The following is a 19179-nucleotide window of genomic DNA, read 5'->3' on the forward strand; positions in this document are numbered from 1 at the left end:
CGAAGAGGCTCGCTTGGACAACCGCTACCCCAGCTCCAGCATCAGCCCGCTCAAGCGCTTGACCTTGCGCCGCACCGCCTCCTCGAACACCCCGCCACGGGGTTCGAGCAGGCTGAACCAGTCCTTGGCGCGGGTGATGCCGGTGTAGATCAACTCCTTGGTCAGCACCGGATTCAGCGCCTCGGGCAGGATCAGCGCAGTATGGCTGAACTCCGAGCCCTGGGATTTGTGCACGGTCATGGCGTAGACGGTTTCCACGTCGTTCAATCGGCTCGGCAGGACGAAGCGGACTCCGCCCTGACCATCGTTACGCGGAAACGCCACCCGCAGCACCTGCTGGCTCCTGTCAGCCCCCTCGCGCTCGGGCAGACGCAGGGCGATGCCGATATCGCCGTTCATCAAGCCCAGCCCATAGTCGTTGCGGGTCATCAGCACCGGCCTGCCTTCATACCAGTGCTGGTCGCTGTCGATCAGTCGCTTGGCGAACAGCGCGGCGGTGATCCGCTGGTTCAAACCCTCGACGCCCCAGGGCCCCTTGCGCACCGCACAGAGCAACTGAAACTCGTCGAAGGCGCGCAATACCGAGCGCGCCCAGTCTTCCCAGCACGGGTCATCGAGGTCGCTGTAGGCCGGCGGGCGGCCGCTGCGCATCACGTCGAAGTAATGGCGATAGCCCTTGCGGTTGCTGCCCTCGCCATCGAGTAGCAGCTTGTCGAACTTGCGGTCCTGCTCGCCCTTGAGCGCCAGGGCGAACAGGTCGGCATGGTTGCCTGCCTGCAACAGGGCACGAGCTTCGTCCGCTGCCTGCTGGTTGACCAGCCGCGCCAGCTGGCCGATCCCGCTGCCTTCGCCAAAGCGCCGTGAGTGACGCAACATCACCACCTGCTGGGCCAGTGGATGGCTGCCCTCGGCGACTTCGCGCAAGCCGCTGGTGCCGAGGTCTTCGCCACTGACCGCCTGCAGCCAGGCGCGCGTGGCGGCGCTGTAGCAACCGTCCTCGGCATCGCGGCACAGGTCGCCGAGCACGGCTCCGGCTTCCACCGAGGCCAACTGGTCCTTGTCCCCCAACAACACCAGCCGCGCATGCACCGGCAGCGCATCGAGCAGGTTGGCCATCATCTCCAGGTCGATCATCGACGCCTCGTCCACCACCAGCACATCCAGTGGCAGGCGATTGCCGGCGTGATGGCGGAAGTGCCGGGTGCCCGGGCGACTGCCGAGCAGGCGGTGCACGGTGGTCACTTCGCTGGGGATCCGGGCACGGACCGATTCATCGATGGTCAGCGAACGCACCTGGGCACTGATGGATTCGGTCAGGCGCGCGGCGGCCTTGCCGGTCGGGGCGGCGAGGCGAATGCGCAGCGGCTTGCCCGCCTCCACCGCTGGCGCCTGGAGCAGGGCCAGCAGGCGCACCACGGTGGTGGTCTTGCCGGTGCCGGGGCCGCCGGTGACGATGCTGAAGGCACCCCGCGTGGCCAGGGCGCAGGCGAGCTTCTGCCAGTCGATACGGCCACTGCTGCCAGCGGCGCCGAACAGCTCGGTGAGGCGCCGGGGCAGGTCGTCCGGGGTGGCTTCCTGTTCGGCGAGACGCAGGCGCAGAGCGCTGTCGATACGGCGCTCGTAGCTCCAGTAGCGCCGCAGGTACAGCCGTCGGCCACTGAGCACCAACGGTCGTTGCCCGGCGTCCAGGCTCGGATCGTCGGCCTGCGCGACCAGCGGGCTGGACTGCAACGCCTGGCACCAGGCCTCACCATCGAGCGCCACCAACAACTGTGACGGCAGCAGCAGCGCCCCACTCTGCACGTCGCCCTCCGGCGGCAACGACAGGGCGAAGTCCGGTTCACTCAGGGTTTCGAACAGGTCGAGGCAGACATGCCCGTGACCAAGTTGGTGACTGGTCAGGGCCGCCGCCAGCAGCACCAGCGGATCACCCTCGGGATCGAGTTCATGCAGGAAGGCCACGAAGGCCTTGTCCAGCGCCCGTACCCAGCCCCGTTCGAACCAGCGTTCGAGCAACAGCAGCAGGTCTTCGGCGCGACTCAGTGGCGCCAGTTCGGCGAGGCTGTCGTCGTTCAGTGCGGTGGGCAGCAGCTCGGCAAAGGAACGTTTCATAGCAGACTCCCCTGCTCCCAGGCGGGTTCGGATTTCGGTACGGATTTACCCTGGAACAGCAGGTCCAGTTGTTCGATCAACTGGCGTGGCGGCCTGGCGAAATAGGCACCCTGGCTCGGCGCGCGTGAGCCACGCAGGAACAGGTACAGGGCACCGCCCATGTGCCGGTCGTAGTCGTAGTCCGGCACCCGCGCCTTGAGCTGGCGATGCAGGGCCAGCAGGTAGAGCACGTATTGCAGATCGTAGCGGTTCTCGAGGATCGACTCTGCCATCGCCTGCTCGGTATAGGCCGCATCATCGGCGCCCAGCCAGTTGGATTTGTAGTCGGCCACGTAGTAGCGGCCCTGGTGTTCGAAGGTCAGGTCGATGAAACCCTTGAACATGCCATTGAGCAGCACCGGCTCGGCAGCCGCCCGAGCAACGCCGCCATGGGTGTGGCGACGGACCAGTTCATCGACCTGCTGCACATCGACCTTGTGGCTGGCGAACCAGAACTCCATCTCCACCTGATAGCTGACGAGGCTGTTGAGCGCCACGGGCGGCTGGCCGTCGCCGAGACGAAACGGTAACTGCAACAAATGCGCGAGCCAGTCGCTCAGGGTCTCGATCCAGCCCTTCCAGCCGCGCAGGTTGCAGCGAGGCGCGACAGCCTTTTCGATCAGCTCGCGGTCGGCCGTGAAGCGCTCGTCACCGGCCCACTCCAACAGACCATGGAGAAAGGTGCCGGGATTCGGGCCACGGGGAAAACGGTGAATGTCGCCGCCGCTGGCCACGACTTCGCGTGGTGCATCCGGGTCCAGCCGCTCGTCGTCGAAGAGTTTCTGGGCCTGGGGGTTTTCCGGTGCTTCGTCACTGCCGGCGCCCAACTGTTCGCTGATGCGCAGGGCGCTGTACGAGGCGATCCACCAATGCTCGGTGGCCTTGCGCTTGGGCAACAGTGGTTCGAGCAAGGTCGCCTGGTTACGGGGTGGCTGGTACGACAGGTCGTTGGGCGCGGGCAGCTCCTGACAGGCCAAGGCCGGGCAGTCCTGTTGCAGATCCCGCAGCCAGCCGGCCAGGCCAGTGGACTCGGCCAGCACCGCGCCGCCGCCGAGCAGGTAGCCCAGGGCCGACAGGTGCAGCACCGAGCTGTTGTGGTTGCCGCGCTTGAGGTCGGCCACGCCCAGCCAACAGGCGTGCTGGGCTCGGGTCAACGCCACATAGAGCAGGCGCAGGTCTTCGGCCAGACGCTCGTCGTCGGCCTGGGCGATCAGTTCGGCAGTGGGCTTGAGGCTGACCTGGGCCTTGCCGGCGCTGTCGTGGTAATGCAGCGGCAGCCGGCTGCCGTCCACTGGCTTCACCGAACAGATGAAGGGCAGGAACACCAGCGGGTACTCCAGCCCCTTGGACTTGTGGATGGTCACCACCTTGACCAGTTGCTCGTCGCTCTCCAGGCGCAGGATCTGTTCTTCACCGGCTTGCCCGGACAACGCCAGGTGCTCACCTAGGTGGCGGATCAGCGCCTGTTCGCCATCCAGCTCGCCGGAGGCCTGTTGCAGCAGTTCGGACAGGTGCAGCAGATTGGTCAGCACCCGCTCGCCGTCGCTGCGGGCGATCAGTGTCTGGGGCAACTGGAAGTCATGCAGCAGCCGGCGCAGCATCGGCAGTACACCCTGGGTCCGCCACAACGTGCGATAACCACGGAACTGCATGACCCGCGCCTCCCAGGCCAACTCGTCCTGGTTCAGCCGCTCCAGTTCGGCCAGCGGCAGGTTCAGGGTGATGCAGGCCAGGGCCGCGCGCAGCGGGCGCTCGACGTCCGGCTCGGCACAGGCCTTGAGCCAGGTCAGCAGGTCGTGGGCTTCCTGGGCGGCGAACACCGAGTCCTTGTCCGACAGGTAGACGCTGCGCACACCGCGCGCGGCCAACTCACCACGCACCGCCTGCGCTTCCTTGCCGTCCCGAACCAGAATGGCGATATCCGACGGCCGCACGCCCTGCAGCTGACCGTCGCGACTGAAGCCGACGCGCCCCTGCTGCCCGCCATTGAGCAGGCCGACGATTTCGCTGGCGCAACTGGCCGCCAACTGCTGGCGATAGACCGCACCGGACAGCGGCTGCTCGGAGGACAACTGCCAGACGTTCAGGGCCGCCTGTGGCTGGCCGTCGATCTGGAATGCTTCCTTGCGGCCCTGGGACGCCACCGACACGAACGGCACCGGATTCTCTTCGCCGTCACGGAACAGGAACGCACCCCGGCCCTGCTCACGCTGCTCGGCGCGTTCAAACACGTGATTGACCGAGCGAACCATCGCGTGACTGGAACGGAAGTTGGTGTCCAGGGTGTGCAGGCGACCACTGGTGGCCTGGCGTGCGCGCAGGTAGGTGTAGATGTCGGCGCCGCGGAAGGCGTAGATCGCCTGCTTGGGGTCGCCGATCAGGAACAGACCACCGTCGGGGCTGTTGTCCTCGATGCGATAGATGCTTTCGAAGATCCGGTACTGCACCGGATCGGTGTCCTGGAATTCGTCGATCAAGGCCACCGGGAACTGCTCGCGGATCAGTCCAGCCAGACGCTCGCCACCCTCGGCGCGCAAGGCGGCATCGAGGCGCAACAGCATGTCGTCAAAACCCATTTCGGCACGGCGGCGTTTCTCATCCTCGAAGCGTGCGCCGACCCAGCGGGCGGCATGCTCCAGCACGGCGGCATCGGGGGTGGGCAAGGCATCGAGGCTGGCCTTCAGGCCGGCCATCGCGTCGAGCGCGGGATGCTGTGGCGCTTCGCCTTTCCACGCTTCAGCCATACCCGCCGGGGTCAGCCGGGTGAAGCCGGTGCCGATATCCAATGGCTCCAAGGCTTCGTCTTCGGCCCAGGCGGTGAGCTTTTCGAACCAGGGCTCGAAGTAGCGCGCCTGCATCTTGCGGCCATCGACCGCCTTGCTCGCCACGCCTTGCAGGCAGAGTTCACGCAGCTCGACGGCCCACTGCTTCCAGGGTGCCTTGAGCTGCTGCAGGGCTTCACGGCGTTCGAGCAGACAGGCCTCGATCAGCTCGGCAGGCTCCGGCTCATCGTCCTCACTGTCACGATCCACGTTGCCGAACAGCGCACGCACTCTCGGCAACAAGGCATCAGGTCCGCCCCAGTTGGCGCGGACCCAGTGCAGCGCGTCCCCCTGCATCTTGTAGCAATAGAGCCGCCAGTAATCGCGCAGCACTTCGCCGAGCAGATCGCTGTGGTCGGTTTCCAGGGTCTGGGTGAACAGGCTGCCACTGTCGAAGGCGTGCTCGCGCAACATGCGCTGGCACCAGCCGTGGATCGTCGAGACGGCGGCTTCGTCCATCCATTGTGCGGCGATGTCCAGGCGGTTGGCGCAGGCCGGCCATTGCTCGGCAGCGTACTCGGCGCGCAGTCGGGCGATCAGGTCGTCCGGGGCCTTTATCTCGTCGCGAAAGAACCGCGCAGCTTCGGCCAGACGGGTGCGGATGCGGTCACGCAGTTCCTTGGTCGCGGCATCGGTGAAGGTCACCACGAGGATCTGCGGCGGCAGCAGCTCGCGTCCGAAACCGGCCATTTCGCCGCCGTGGCCGAGCACCAGGCGCAGGTACAGCGCGGAGATGGTGAAGGTCTTGCCGGTGCCGGCACTGGCTTCGATCAGTTGGCTGCCACGTAGCGGGAAGGCCAGGGCCAGTGGAGTCTTGAGGTCGTTCATGGACGCGGTTCCTCGGCGGTCAGTGAACGCCAGGGGGCTTGGAGCAAAGGTCGATAGAGGCTGTCGCACCAGCCCTCGAACTCTTCGCTGGCGACCAGCGCGTTGTAGTCGGTGAACTGCCGGGCGAGGGCAGCGCTTTCACGGCGTTCGCCTTCGCTGTTGATGCCATCACCGTCGTAGGTCTTGCGTGCGGCGGCCTCGCCCTTGAGCGGGTCCGGCTGGGATAACCAGGCGAAGGCGGTCTTGACCGCCACCGGCAGCGGTCGGCGCATGCCGATCTGCCAGGCCAGCAGCAATTCGCCGAGCAGGGTCTTGGCCCGCTCCGGCTCGAGTGGTGTCAGCAGCAAAGTATCGTCGCTGGCAACCAGCGCGGTGGTCAGCGGCAGCTCGCAGGCACAGGCCACCAGATGATTGACCCAGGGCTTGATCAGGCGATGCCATTTGCGGGCCTTGAGCGAACCGATGCTGTTGGGGATGGTGGTGACGGCGAGGTAACCGCCATCGCTGCGCTGATGCAAGCCGGCCAGCCAGCCTTCGAGGCGTACGCCCTGGCTGTCGACACTGACCGGCAGGGCACTGGGAACCGGCGTCGGCCATAACATCAACAGTTGTTGGTAGCGTTCCAGCAGACCGGGCAGTGGCTCGATCAGTTCCTGTTGCAGCAGTTCGCCGAAGCCGGCCATGGGCAGCAGGCCGCTGCCTTGCAGACGGCGAGCCTGGTTGCTCAGCGCCTGCTCGGGGTTGTCCGCCTGCTGCAAGGCGGCATTGAGCAGGCTGTCACTGAGGCTGTAGCGTTGCAGGGCATCGAGGACAAACGGCTCTTCATCGGCCAACGGTGCTTCGGCAGACTCGAAGAAGACTTTCAGACGCTGGCTGAAGAAATGCCGGACGGGGTTGCGCAGGAAATCCTGCAACTGCGCCAGGGTCAGAGGCTCGTCCTGAGTGTAGGGTGCGAGTTCGCTTCCAGGTTCGCCGGCATCCTGCTGTTCGTGCAATGTCTGCCATTCACGGGCGTAGCTGAACAGACCGGCATCGCCTGCATGGAAATAGCGGGCGCTGAAGGGTTGCAGCGGGTGTTCCTGGGTCAGGGCTTCGAGCAGGTGCTCGCCATCGGCATCCGACAGTCGCCAGCCGCTGGCGATATGGTCGCGCAGTTGACCGATCAGTACCGAGGCCGGACGCTCGCTGTTGTCGCGGATGCTGCGGCCCACCCAACTGATATACAACTGCTCACGGGCCGAAAGCAGCGCTTCGAGCAACAGGTAGCGATCGTCTTCACGGCGCGAACGGTCACCGGGGCGGTAGTCGCTGCCCATCAGGTCGAAGTCCAGCGGCGGCTGGGCGCGCGGATAGTCGCCGTCATTCATGCCGAGCAGGCAGACCAGCTTGAACGGGATCGCCCGCATCGGCATGAGCGTGCAGAAGTTCACCGCACCGGCGAGGAAGCGCTGGGACAGCCGACCTTGATCGAGGCCAGCCAGCCAGGCTTCACGGACCACCGTCAGAGGCAGTTGTTCCTGCAGGTCGACGGCTTCGCAGGTTTCCAGCCAGGTCGCGCGCAGTTGTTCGAGCTGGATCAGCAGATAATCGTCGTGTTCGGTGCTGGCCAGGAAGAACAGTTGCAGCAGCGCTTGCAGGCGTTCGCCCCATTGCTGCGGGCGAGCCGGTTCGCAGAGTTCCTGGTGGGCGATTTCCAGGGCATCGAGCAAGGCCACCACCGGACCGATCAGCGCGGCATCGAGGCCGCCGATTTCGTCATAGGGCTCAATGCCTTCGCACCCCTCCCCCGTGCCGACCGCATAGCCCAGCAACATGCGGCGCAAGCCGAAACGCCAACTGTTCTGCTCCAGCGCTTCGGGCAGGCCGAGGTCGGCGCGTTGCTCAGCGCTGAGGCCCCAACGGATGCCCGCGCCTTCGATCCAACGGTGCAGGGTAGGCAGGTCGCGCTCCTGGATATTGAAGCGGGCGCGCAGAGCCGGCACGTCGAGCAGATCAAGGATTTCGCTGACCGGGAAACGGCTGTCGGGCAACTTCAGCAAGTGTTCGACGGCGATCAGCAGCGGGTCGCGCCCGCGTTGGCCCTGGTCTGCGAGGGTGAACGGAATGAAGCGTGAGTCATTGCGTTCGAGCTGCCCGAAGACCGCGCGGATATGCGGGGCGTAGCTGTCGATATCCGGGACCATGACGATCACGTCCCGCGGGCGCAGGTCCGGGTTGGCGCTGAAACGGGCGAGCAACTGATCGTGAAGGATTTCCACTTCGCGCTGGGCGCTGTGGGCGATCTCGAAGCGGACCGAGTGGTCCTGCTGCAGGTCGACGGCGGGCCAACGCTCGCGGGTTTCGGTCAACGGACGCAGTTCGAGGATATCGTCCTGCAACTGGTTGAGCAGGGTCGCTGGGGTGCTGTCGCTGAACAAGTCGATGCGGCCATCACGAAAGGCCGCACGGTAGCTGTTCGGGTCGTCGTAGCTGTCGAGCAGGTTGATGTAGTCACGACCCTGCTTGCCCCAGGCGGCCAGTAATGGGTGAGCGTGCTGGTGCAGGGCTTCGGGGTCGAGAATCAGCGGCATGCCGACCTTGCGTGACTGACGTTTGTATTCGTTACGCAGCAGGTCCTTGTCGGCGACGATGTCGGTCCAGTGGTGACGACAGGGGTTGTGCACGCAGAGCAGCACCTGGCTGAAACGTGCCAGACCGGCCAGGGCTTCCAGGGCCTGGGCCGGCAACGAGGAAATACCGAAGACGATCACCCGGGGTGGCAGGCCTGGTGGTGCCGTCTCAAGGGTGTTGATGCGCTCGATGAAACGTTGGTGCACCCCTGCTCGGCTCTGAGCCATGCCTTCGGTGCCGACATCCAGCAGCAATGCACGCCACAACTCCGCCTGCCAGCAATTTGCCGGGCTCAGCGGCTTGATCTCGCCGCGTACGCTACGCAACTGATGGCGGCCGGCGGCCCAGTCTTCCAGCCAATCCGCTCGGTATACCTGATATTGGTCGAACAGGTCGGCCAGGCGCTCGGCCAGTTGATAGCGTTTGCGCAGATCGCTGTCGTGGGTCAGGAAGCGTTGCAGGGGTTCGAAGTGTGGCTGGCCGATCAGTTCCGGCAATAAACGCATCAGGCGCCAGGTCAGAGGGGCCTTATCGAGCAGCGACTTGGGTGGAATCTCGTCGCGACCCAGCACCATACGATAGAGCTGCCACATGAAGGTGCCGGGCAGTTGCACATCAATGGCGGCGGCGATGCCGCAGCCACCGGAATCGTCGTCCTCGGCGTCTTCGGCCAGGGCCAGTTTCAGCCATTGGGCGATACCGTTGCTCTGCACCAGGGCGATTTCATTCTCCAGAGGCGCCAGGGGATAACGCCGCATCACATTGATCACCAGGCTGCGCAGTTCCTCAGGGCTGTTGCTCTGAACAACCATGAACGCAGGGTTGAGTGACGTCGCGTCCGGCATGACGACTTCCTTGGAGAATTGGAAAAACGAAGGCAGGACTTTAACACCTCCGGCGTGGTTGCTGGCGGCGAGGGGGTTGGGTCTTGTGTCGGCTGTGGTGGCCTCTTCGCGGGCAAAAGCCCTACACCGGACTTTTCAACGCCCCAAAAACAAAACCCCAACTGCTTTCGCAATTGGGGTTTCGGAATTTAATCTTGACGATGACCTACTCTCACATGGGGAAACCCCACACTACCATCGGCGATGCATCGTTTCACTGCTGAGTTCGGGATGGGATCAGGTGGTTCCAATGCTCTATGGTCGTCAAGAAATTCGGGTACCGAATCGAGGCCGTTGGCCGCGCTTCAGCAAATTGGGTATGTGACAGCTTTCGGTGTTGTGAGTCGCAAACTTTCGGTTCACTTCGTCTTCATACACCGCAATCTGGCCTTTCGACTCAAATTGCTTGGGTGTTATATGGTCAAGCCTCACGGGCAATTAGTATGGGTTAGCTCAACGCCTCACAGCGCTTACACACCCCACCTATCAACGTCGTAGTCTTCGACGGCCCTTCAGGGAACTCAAGGTTCCAGTGAGATCTCATCTTGAGGCTAGTTTCCCGCTTAGATGCTTTCAGCGGTTATCTATTCCGAACATAGCTACCCGGCAATGCCACTGGCGTGACAACCGGAACACCAGAGGTTCGTCCACTCCGGTCCTCTCGTACTAGGAGCAGCCCCTCTCAAATCTCAAACGTCCACGGCAGATAGGGACCGAACTGTCTCACGACGTTCTAAACCCAGCTCGCGTACCACTTTAAATGGCGAACAGCCATACCCTTGGGACCGGCTTCAGCCCCAGGATGTGATGAGCCGACATCGAGGTGCCAAACACCGCCGTCGATATGAACTCTTGGGCGGTATCAGCCTGTTATCCCCGGAGTACCTTTTATCCGTTGAGCGATGGCCCTTCCATACAGAACCACCGGATCACTAAGACCTACTTTCGTACCTGCTCGACGTGTCTGTCTCGCAGTCAAGCGCGCTTTTGCCTTTATACTCTACGACCGATTTCCGACCGGTCTGAGCGCACCTTCGTACTCCTCCGTTACTCTTTAGGAGGAGACCGCCCCAGTCAAACTACCCACCATACACTGTCCTCGATCCGGATAACGGACCTGAGTTAGAACCTCAAAGTTGCCAGGGTGGTATTTCAAGGATGGCTCCACGCAGACTGGCGTCCACGCTTCAAAGCCTCCCACCTATCCTACACAAGCAAATTCAAAGTCCAGTGCAAAGCTATAGTAAAGGTTCACGGGGTCTTTCCGTCTAGCCGCGGATACACTGCATCTTCACAGCGATTTCAATTTCACTGAGTCTCGGGTGGAGACAGCGCCGCCATCGTTACGCCATTCGTGCAGGTCGGAACTTACCCGACAAGGAATTTCGCTACCTTAGGACCGTTATAGTTACGGCCGCCGTTTACCGGGGCTTCGATCAAGAGCTTCGCGTTAGCTAACCCCATCAATTAACCTTCCGGCACCGGGCAGGCGTCACACCCTATACGTCCACTTTCGTGTTTGCAGAGTGCTGTGTTTTTAATAAACAGTCGCAGCGGCCTGGTATCTTCGACCGGCATGGGCTTACGGAGCAAGTCCTTCACCCTCACCGGCGCACCTTCTCCCGAAGTTACGGTGCCATTTTGCCTAGTTCCTTCACCCGAGTTCTCTCAAGCGCCTTGGTATTCTCTACCTAACCACCTGTGTCGGTTTGGGGTACGGTTCCTGATTATCTGAAGCTTAGAAGCTTTTCTTGGAAGCATGGCATCAACCACTTCGCGTCCTAAAGGACACTCGTCATCAGCTCTCGGCCTTAAGATCCCGGATTTACCTAAGATCTCAGCCTACCACCTTAAACTTGGACAACCAACGCCAAGCTGGCCTAGCCTTCTCCGTCCCTCCATCGCAATAACCAGAAGTACAGGAATATTAACCTGTTTTCCATCGACTACGCTTTTCAGCCTCGCCTTAGGGACCGACTAACCCTGCGTCGATTAACGTTGCGCAGGAAACCTTGGTCTTTCGGCGTGGGTGTTTTTCACACCCATTGTCGTTACTCATGTCAGCATTCGCACTTCTGATACCTCCAGCAAGCTTCTCAACTCACCTTCACAGGCTTACAGAACGCTCCTCTACCGCATCACTTACGTGATACCCGTAGCTTCGGTGCATGGTTTGAGCCCCGTTACATCTTCCGCGCAGGCCGACTCGACTAGTGAGCTATTACGCTTTCTTTAAAGGGTGGCTGCTTCTAAGCCAACCTCCTAGCTGTCTAAGCCTTCCCACATCGTTTCCCACTTAACCATGACTTTGGGACCTTAGCTGACGGTCTGGGTTGTTTCCCTTTTCACGACGGACGTTAGCACCCGCCGTGTGTCTCCCATGCTCGGCACTTGTAGGTATTCGGAGTTTGCATCGGTTTGGTAAGTCGGGATGACCCCCTAGCCGAAACAGTGCTCTACCCCCTACAGTGATACATGAGGCGCTACCTAAATAGCTTTCGAGGAGAACCAGCTATCTCCGAGCTTGATTAGCCTTTCACTCCGATCCACAGGTCATCCGCTAACTTTTCAACGGTAGTCGGTTCGGTCCTCCAGTCAGTGTTACCTAACCTTCAACCTGCCCATGGATAGATCGCCCGGTTTCGGGTCTATACCCAGCGACTAAACGCCCTATTAAGACTCGCTTTCGCTACGCCTCCCCTATTCGGTTAAGCTCGCCACTGAATATAAGTCGCTGACCCATTATACAAAAGGTACGCAGTCACAGAACAAAGTCTGCTCCCACTGCTTGTACGCATACGGTTTCAGGATCTATTTCACTCCCCTCTCCGGGGTTCTTTTCGCCTTTCCCTCACGGTACTAGTTCACTATCGGTCAGTCAGTAGTATTTAGCCTTGGAGGATGGTCCCCCCATATTCAGACAAGGTTTCTCGTGCCCCGTCCTACTCGATTTCATGACTAAGAGACTTTCGCGTACAGGGCTATCACCCACTATGGCCGCACTTTCCAGAGCGTTCCGCTAATCTCAAAGCCACTTAAGGGCTGGTCCCCGTTCGCTCGCCACTACTAAGGGAATCTCGGTTGATTTCTTTTCCTCAGGGTACTTAGATGTTTCAGTTCCCCTGGTTCGCCTCTTGCACCTATGTATTCAGTACAAGATAACCATCTTATGATGGCTGGGTTCCCCCATTCAGACATCTCCGGATCAAAGTCTGTTTGCCGACTCCCCGAAGCTTTTCGCAGGCTACCACGTCTTTCATCGCCTCTGACTGCCAAGGCATCCACCGTATGCGCTTCTTCACTTGACCATATAACCCCAAGCAATCTGGTTATACTATGAAGACGACATTCGCCGAAAATTTGCAATTACTCACAAATTTTACCTTAGCCTGATCCGTTACCAGTGAAAGTAACGTTCAGTCTATCTTTCTATCACATACCCAAATTTTTAAAGAACGATCTAATCAAAGACTAGAAATCAACATTCACCATCACAACGATGGAATGCTCATTTCTAAGCTTTAACGCAGAAACAGTTAACCGCAGTAAATGGTGGAGCCAAACGGGATCGAACCGTTGACCTCCTGCGTGCAAGGCAGGCGCTCTCCCAGCTGAGCTATGGCCCCGTATCGCTACAGGTTCCTACAACTTCCCACCTAAACTGGTGGGTCTGGGCAGATTCGAACTGCCGACCTCACCCTTATCAGGGGTGCGCTCTAACCAACTGAGCTACAGACCCAATATCGGGCTGCTTCTATCGTCTTCTTCAATGAATCAAGCAATTCGTGTGGGAACTTATGGTGCAGCTGATGTCGTCGATTAAGGAGGTGATCCAGCCGCAGGTTCCCCTACGGCTACCTTGTTACGACTTCACCCCAGTCATGAATCACACCGTGGTAACCGTCCTCCCGAAGGTTAGACTAGCTACTTCTGGTGCAACCCACTCCCATGGTGTGACGGGCGGTGTGTACAAGGCCCGGGAACGTATTCACCGCGACATTCTGATTCGCGATTACTAGCGATTCCGACTTCACGCAGTCGAGTTGCAGACTGCGATCCGGACTACGATCGGTTTTGTGGGATTAGCTCCACCTCGCGGCTTGGCAACCCTCTGTACCGACCATTGTAGCACGTGTGTAGCCCAGGCCGTAAGGGCCATGATGACTTGACGTCATCCCCACCTTCCTCCGGTTTGTCACCGGCAGTCTCCTTAGAGTGCCCACCATGACGTGCTGGTAACTAAGGACAAGGGTTGCGCTCGTTACGGGACTTAACCCAACATCTCACGACACGAGCTGACGACAGCCATGCAGCACCTGTGTCAGAGTTCCCGAAGGCACCAATCCATCTCTGGAAAGTTCTCTGCATGTCAAGGCCTGGTAAGGTTCTTCGCGTTGCTTCGAATTAAACCACATGCTCCACCGCTTGTGCGGGCCCCCGTCAATTCATTTGAGTTTTAACCTTGCGGCCGTACTCCCCAGGCGGTCAACTTAATGCGTTAGCTGCGCCACTAAGAACTCAAGGTTCCCAACGGCTAGTTGACATCGTTTACGGCGTGGACTACCAGGGTATCTAATCCTGTTTGCTCCCCACGCTTTCGCACCTCAGTGTCAGTATGAGTCCAGGTGGTCGCCTTCGCCACTGGTGTTCCTTCCTATATCTACGCATTTCACCGCTACACAGGAAATTCCACCACCCTCTACCCTACTCTAGCTCGCCAGTTTTGGATGCAGTTCCCAGGTTGAGCCCGGGGATTTCACATCCAACTTAACGAACCACCTACGCGCGCTTTACGCCCAGTAATTCCGATTAACGCTTGCACCCTCTGTATTACCGCGGCTGCTGGCACAGAGTTAGCCGGTGCTTATTCTGTCGGTAACGTCAAAACACTAACGTATTAGGTTAATGCCCTTCCTCCCAACTTAAAGTGCTTTACAATCCGAAGACCTTCTTCACACACGCGGCATGGCTGGATCAGGCTTTCGCCCATTGTCCAATATTCCCCACTGCTGCCTCCCGTAGGAGTCTGGACCGTGTCTCAGTTCCAGTGTGACTGATCATCCTCTCAGACCAGTTACGGATCGTCGCCTTGGTGAGCCATTACCTCACCAACTAGCTAATCCGACCTAGGCTCATCTGATAGCGCAAGGCCCGAAGGTCCCCTGCTTTCTCCCGTAGGACGTATGCGGTATTAGCGTTCCTTTCGAAACGTTGTCCCCCACTACCAGGCAGATTCCTAGGCATTACTCACCCGTCCGCCGCTGAATCGAAGAGCAAGCTCTTCTCATCCGCTCGACTTGCATGTGTTAGGCCTGCCGCCAGCGTTCAATCTGAGCCATGATCAAACTCTTCAGTTCAATACTGCTTGGGTTTTGAGAAAACCCTAAACTTGGCTCAGCAATCGTTGGTTACATCTTTGATTTCTCGCGGAGTAACTTGCGTTGCTGATAATCTAGTGACTATTCAGTCTGACACCACAAGCACCCACACGAATTGCTTGATTCAGTTGTTAAAGAGCGGTGGGTGAGCTGTTCGCTCAACCGAGGCGCGCATTCTACAGCAGCCTCATTTGCTGTCAAGTGATTATTTTCAGAAGTTTCAGAATTTCCTCTTCAACTTCAACCACTTGCGCTTCCGATCTCTCGTCAGCGGGAGGCGAATTCTACAGCATTACACGCTGCTGTCAACACCTCTTTTACAGCTTGTTCCGTGCTTCGATGACCTGAAGCTGCACCGCCTGAAACTAGATAACTCATTGAATCTCAAGGAGTTTTCCGTTCTGGCTGCGCCGGAAGTGGGGCGAATTATAGGCCCCTGACAGCGAGCGTCAACCGTTATTTTCAGATTTCGGTCATAAAGGTCGAAAGGCCCTTAAAAGCAGAAGGCCGGCCCCAAGGGGCCGGCCTTCTTCCCTTCTACTTATGACAAGCTGGGGAACGCGAACTGCGAAGCTTCATGACTGGCACGCTGCGGCCACCGCTGGGTGATCGCCTTGCGCCGGGTATAGAAGCGCACACCATCCGGGCCGTAGGCATGCAGGTCGCCGAACAGCGAACGCTTCCAGCCACCGAAGCTGTGATAGGCCACCGGCACCGGCAGCGGTACGTTGACACCGACCATGCCGACTTCGATTTCGTCGCAGAACAGCCGAGCCGCTTCACCATCACGGGTGAAGATGCAGGTACCGTTGCCGTATTCGTGCTCGTTGATCAGTTGCATGGCCGCTTCCAGGCTGTCCACGCGAACGATGCACAGCACGGGCCCGAAAATCTCTTCCTTATAGATACGCATCTGCGGGGTTACACGGTCGAACAGGGTGCCGCCGACAAAGTAGCCCTCCTCATGACCGGCCACACTGAAACCACGACCATCCACCACCAGCTCGGCGCCAGCAGCCAGACCGTCATCGATATAGCCGACCACCTTGTCCCGAGCAGCGGCAGTCACCAGCGGCCCCATATCCAGGCCACAGGCAGTACCGGCACCGATCTTCAACGCCTTGATCTGTGGCACCAGCTTGGCCACCAGAGCATCCGCCACCTGATCACCCACACACACCGCCACCGAAATTGCCATGCAGCGTTCGCCACAGGAACCATAGGCCGCGCCCATCAGTGCGCTGACGGCATTGTCCAGATCCGCATCCGGCATCAGCACCGCATGGTTCTTCGCGCCGCCCAGGGCCTGGACACGCTTGCCGCGCCTGGTGCCCTCGGCATAGATGTATTCGGCGATCGGCGTCGAACCGACGAAACTCAGCGCCTTCACTTCCGGCGCCTCGATCAGTGCATCCACCGCGCCCTTGTCGCCATGCACCACGTTCAGCACGCCTTTGGGCAGGCCGGCTTCATGCAACAGTTGCGCGATCAGCAACGTCGAACTCGGATCACGCTCGGACGGCTTGAGAATGAAGCAGTTGCCACAGGCGATCGCCAGCGGGTACATCCACAGTGGCACCATGGCCGGGAAGTTGAACGGGGTAATCCCCGCTACCACGCCCAGTGGCTGGAAATCCGACCAGGCATCGATGTTCGGTCCGACGTTACGGCTGTATTCGCCCTTCAGTACTTCCGGCGCGGCACACGCGTACTCGACGTTCTCGATCCCACGCTTGAGTTCGCCGGCAGCATCTTCCAGGGTCTTGCCGTGTTCTTCACTGATCAGTTGGGCAATGCGTGCCTCGTTCTGCTCCAGCAGTTGCTTGAAACGGAACATCACCTGGGCGCGCTTGGCGGCAGGCGTCTTGCGCCAGGCGGGAAATGCCGCCGTGGCCGAGTCGATGGCCTGCTGGATGGTCTCGCGACTCGCCAACGGCACCTGGCGGATGGCCTGGCCGGTCGAAGGGTTGTACACCGCAGCGGTGCGACCGGAATCATTGACCAACTGGCCATCGATCAAATGCTGGATTGCGCTCATGGGGGCTCCTGAAGTGGGTCGGCGGGGAGCGAAGCGTTCGCCCCCGCAAAGGATCTTGTCTATTTAAGGAATCAGTCGAGCTTGCTCAGCACTTCGCCCACCGCGTCGAACAAGCGATCGAGGTCCTGCGGCTTGCTGTTGAAGGTTGGGCCGAACTGCAGGGTGTCGCCACCAAAGCGCACATAGAACCCGGCTTTCCACAGCGCCATGCCGGCTTCGAACGGACGCACGATGGCGTCACCATCGCGAGGGGCGATCTGGATCGCCCCCGCCAGACCGAAGTTGCGGATGTCGATGACGTTCTTGCTGCCCTTGAGGCCATGCAGGACGTTCTCGAAATGCGGCGCGACTTCGGCCACGCTTTGCACCAGACTTTCCTTCTGCAGCAGATCGAGTGCCGCCAGGCCCGCCGCGCAAGCCACCGGGTGTGCCGAGTAGGTGTAGCCGTGGGGGAATTCCACTGCATACTCGGGAGTCGGCTGGTTCATGAACGTCTGGTAGATCTCGCTGCTGGCAATCACCGCACCCATCGGGATGGCACCGTTGGTGACTTGCTTGGCGATGCACATCAGGTCCGGGGTCACGCCGAAGCTGTCAGCGCCGAACATCGCGCCGGTACGGCCAAAGCCGGTGATCACCTCGTCGAACACCAGCAGGATGCTGTGCTGGTCGCAGATTTCGCGCAGGCGCTTGAGGTAGCCCTGCGGCGGCACCAGCACACCGGCGGAACCAGCCATGGGCTCGACGAACACCGCGGCAATGTTCGAGGCATCATGCAGCTCGATCAGCTTGAGCAGTTCTTCGGCCAGGGCAATACCGCCCTGCTCCGGCATGCCACGGGAGAAGGCGTTGCTGGCCAGCAGGGTGTGAGGCAGGTGATCGACATCGTGCATCGCCTGGCCAAACAGCTTGCGGTTGCCACTCACACCACCGAGGCTGGTACCGGCGATATTCACCCCGTGATAGCCACGGGCACGGCCGATCATCTTGGTCTTGGTCGGCTGGCCTTTCAGCCGCCAGTAGGCACGAACCATCTTCACCGCAGTGTCGGCACACTCGGAACCGGAGTCGGTGAAGAACACGTGGTTCAGATTGCCCGGGGTCAGCGCCGTGATTTTCTCTGCCAGTTGGAACGACAGCGGATGGCCGTACTGGAAGCCCGGCGAGTAGTCGAGGGTGCCCAGTTGCCTGGCCACCGCCTCCTGGATTTCCTTGCGGGTGTGGCCGGCACCACAGGTCCACAGACCCGACAACGAGTCATAGACCCTACGGCCCTTGTCGTCGATCAGCCAGCTGCCTTCGGCGCCGACGATCAGTCGCGGATCGCGCTGGAAGTTGCGGTTGGCGGTGTAGGGCATCCAGTGGGCATCGAGCTTGAGCTGACTGGCCAAGGAAGACGGAGCGTTTTCTGGCATGTTCATTGGCGAAACCTCGCAAGGCATTTAAGCGGCGTGGGCATTGAAAGCGTTATTGCGAGTAAGTTGCCACGAGGATAAAGTCGGTGAAATGCAACTTTTCTAACCTTCAGTTAACAGCAGACTAAACCATGAGCAGCCGCCGCCCCGATCCCCTGGCGCAAGTCAGCGATTTCGATATCCGTCTCTTGCGGATCTTTCGCAGCGTCGTGGAATGCGGTGGCTTCTCGGCAGCGGAGACCGTGCTCGGTATCGGTCGCTCGGCGATCAGTCAGCAGATGAGCGACCTGGAGCAGCGTCTGGGTCTACGCCTGTGCCAGCGCGGGCGGGCGGGGTTTTCTCTGACCGAGGAAGGTCGCGAGGTCTATCAGTCCGCCCTGCAACTGTTGAGTGCACTGGAAAGCTTTCGCACCGAGGTCAACGGCCTGCATCAGCACCTGCGCGGCGAACTGACCATCGGCCTGACCGACAACCTGGTCACCCTGCCCCACATGCGTATCACCCATGCCCTGGCACAACTGAAGGAACGCGGGCCGGACGTGCAGATCCAGATCCGCATGATCGCGCCCAACGAGGTCGAACAAGGGGTCCTCGACGGACGCCTGCACGTCGGCGTAGTACCCCAGGCCAGCGCCCTCTCGGGGTTGGAATACCAGCCTTTGTACAGCGAACGCTCGTTGTTGTACTGCGCGGTGGGGCACCCGCTGTTCTATGTCGATGACCGGCAGTTGGATGACGCCCGCCTCAACAGCCAGGATGCAATCGCCCCGACCTTCCGCCTTCCAGCAGAGATCCAGGCGCATTACCAGGCACTCAACTGCACCGCCAGCGCCTCCGACCGTGAGGGCATGGCGTTCCTGATCCTGACCGGACGTTACATCGGCTACCTGCCGGATCACTACGCCAACCTCTGGGTCCAACAAGGGCGGCTGCGCGCGCTCAAGGCCAGCAGCCGTTTCTACGACCTGAGCCTGGCCTCGGTAACACGCAAGGGTCGGCGCCCGCACCTGGTGCTGGAGAGTTTCCTGGAGAGCCTGGCGGCGACCCGCTGAG

The 19179-nt window shown here is 60.4% G+C and carries 6 protein-coding genes, 2 tRNA genes and 3 rRNA genes; 1 reads left to right on the forward strand and 10 read right to left on the reverse strand.

All coding sequences use genetic code 11. From position 1 onward, the window contains the following. Nucleotides 1-24: 24 nt before the first annotated feature. The 10 genes from recD to BLU37_RS03905 all read right to left on the reverse strand — a co-directional run bounded on the left by recD (nucleotide 25) and on the right by BLU37_RS03905 (nucleotide 18132). The gene (recD, locus tag BLU37_RS03855; RefSeq protein WP_090202406.1) at nucleotides 25-2112 is read right to left on the reverse strand and encodes an exodeoxyribonuclease V subunit alpha; all 2088 of its coding nucleotides are present in this window, start codon (nucleotides 2110-2112) and stop codon (nucleotides 25-27) included. Next, the gene (gene recB, locus BLU37_RS03860) at nucleotides 2109-5801 is read right to left on the reverse strand and encodes an exodeoxyribonuclease V subunit beta (protein WP_090202408.1); all 3693 of its coding nucleotides are present in this window, start codon (nucleotides 5799-5801) and stop codon (nucleotides 2109-2111) included. Before recB ends, recD begins: the two co-directional genes overlap by 4 nt. Next, entirely contained in the window at nucleotides 5798-9256 is a 3459-nt protein-coding gene (recC, locus tag BLU37_RS03865; RefSeq protein ID WP_090202411.1) for an exodeoxyribonuclease V subunit gamma, read from the reverse strand. The genes recB and recC overlap by 4 nt, the downstream gene beginning before the upstream one ends. A 192-nt stretch (nucleotides 9257-9448) precedes the next feature. Next, nucleotides 9449-9564, reverse strand: a 5S ribosomal RNA gene (gene rrf, locus BLU37_RS03870). Nucleotides 9565-9712: 148 nt separating this feature from the next. Further along, nucleotides 9713-12603: ribosomal RNA gene (locus BLU37_RS03875) — 23S ribosomal RNA — on the reverse strand. A gap of 242 nt (nucleotides 12604-12845) precedes the next feature. Continuing rightward, a tRNA-Ala gene (locus tag BLU37_RS03880) sits at nucleotides 12846-12921 on the reverse strand. 36 nt (nucleotides 12922-12957) lie between these two features. Continuing rightward, nucleotides 12958-13034: transfer RNA gene (locus BLU37_RS03885), tRNA-Ile, on the reverse strand. A gap of 81 nt (nucleotides 13035-13115) precedes the next feature. Beyond that, a 16S ribosomal RNA gene (locus BLU37_RS03890) occupies nucleotides 13116-14652 on the reverse strand. The 16S, 23S and 5S rRNA genes sit together here with 2 tRNA genes alongside, the layout of an rRNA operon. Before the next feature lie 562 nt (nucleotides 14653-15214). After that, nucleotides 15215-16711, reverse strand: a complete 1497-nt coding sequence (locus BLU37_RS03900) for a CoA-acylating methylmalonate-semialdehyde dehydrogenase (RefSeq protein ID WP_010444288.1) — start codon at nucleotides 16709-16711, stop codon at nucleotides 15215-15217. A gap of 71 nt (nucleotides 16712-16782) precedes the next feature. Continuing rightward, complete coding sequence (locus BLU37_RS03905) at nucleotides 16783-18132, reverse strand: aspartate aminotransferase family protein (RefSeq protein ID WP_090202414.1); 1350 nt, start codon at nucleotides 18130-18132, stop codon at nucleotides 16783-16785. Nucleotides 18133-18257: 125 nt separating this feature from the next. On the opposite strand from BLU37_RS03905, the gene BLU37_RS03910 reads away from it, so the two are divergent. Continuing rightward, nucleotides 18258-19178, forward strand: coding sequence for a LysR family transcriptional regulator (locus tag BLU37_RS03910; protein ID WP_010444290.1), 921 nt, complete (start codon nucleotides 18258-18260; stop codon nucleotides 19176-19178). The last annotated feature ends 1 nt before the right edge of the window (nucleotide 19179 follow it).

Source organism: Pseudomonas asplenii, from assembly GCF_900105475.1.
Taxonomy (GTDB): domain Bacteria; phylum Pseudomonadota; class Gammaproteobacteria; order Pseudomonadales; family Pseudomonadaceae; genus Aquipseudomonas; species Aquipseudomonas asplenii.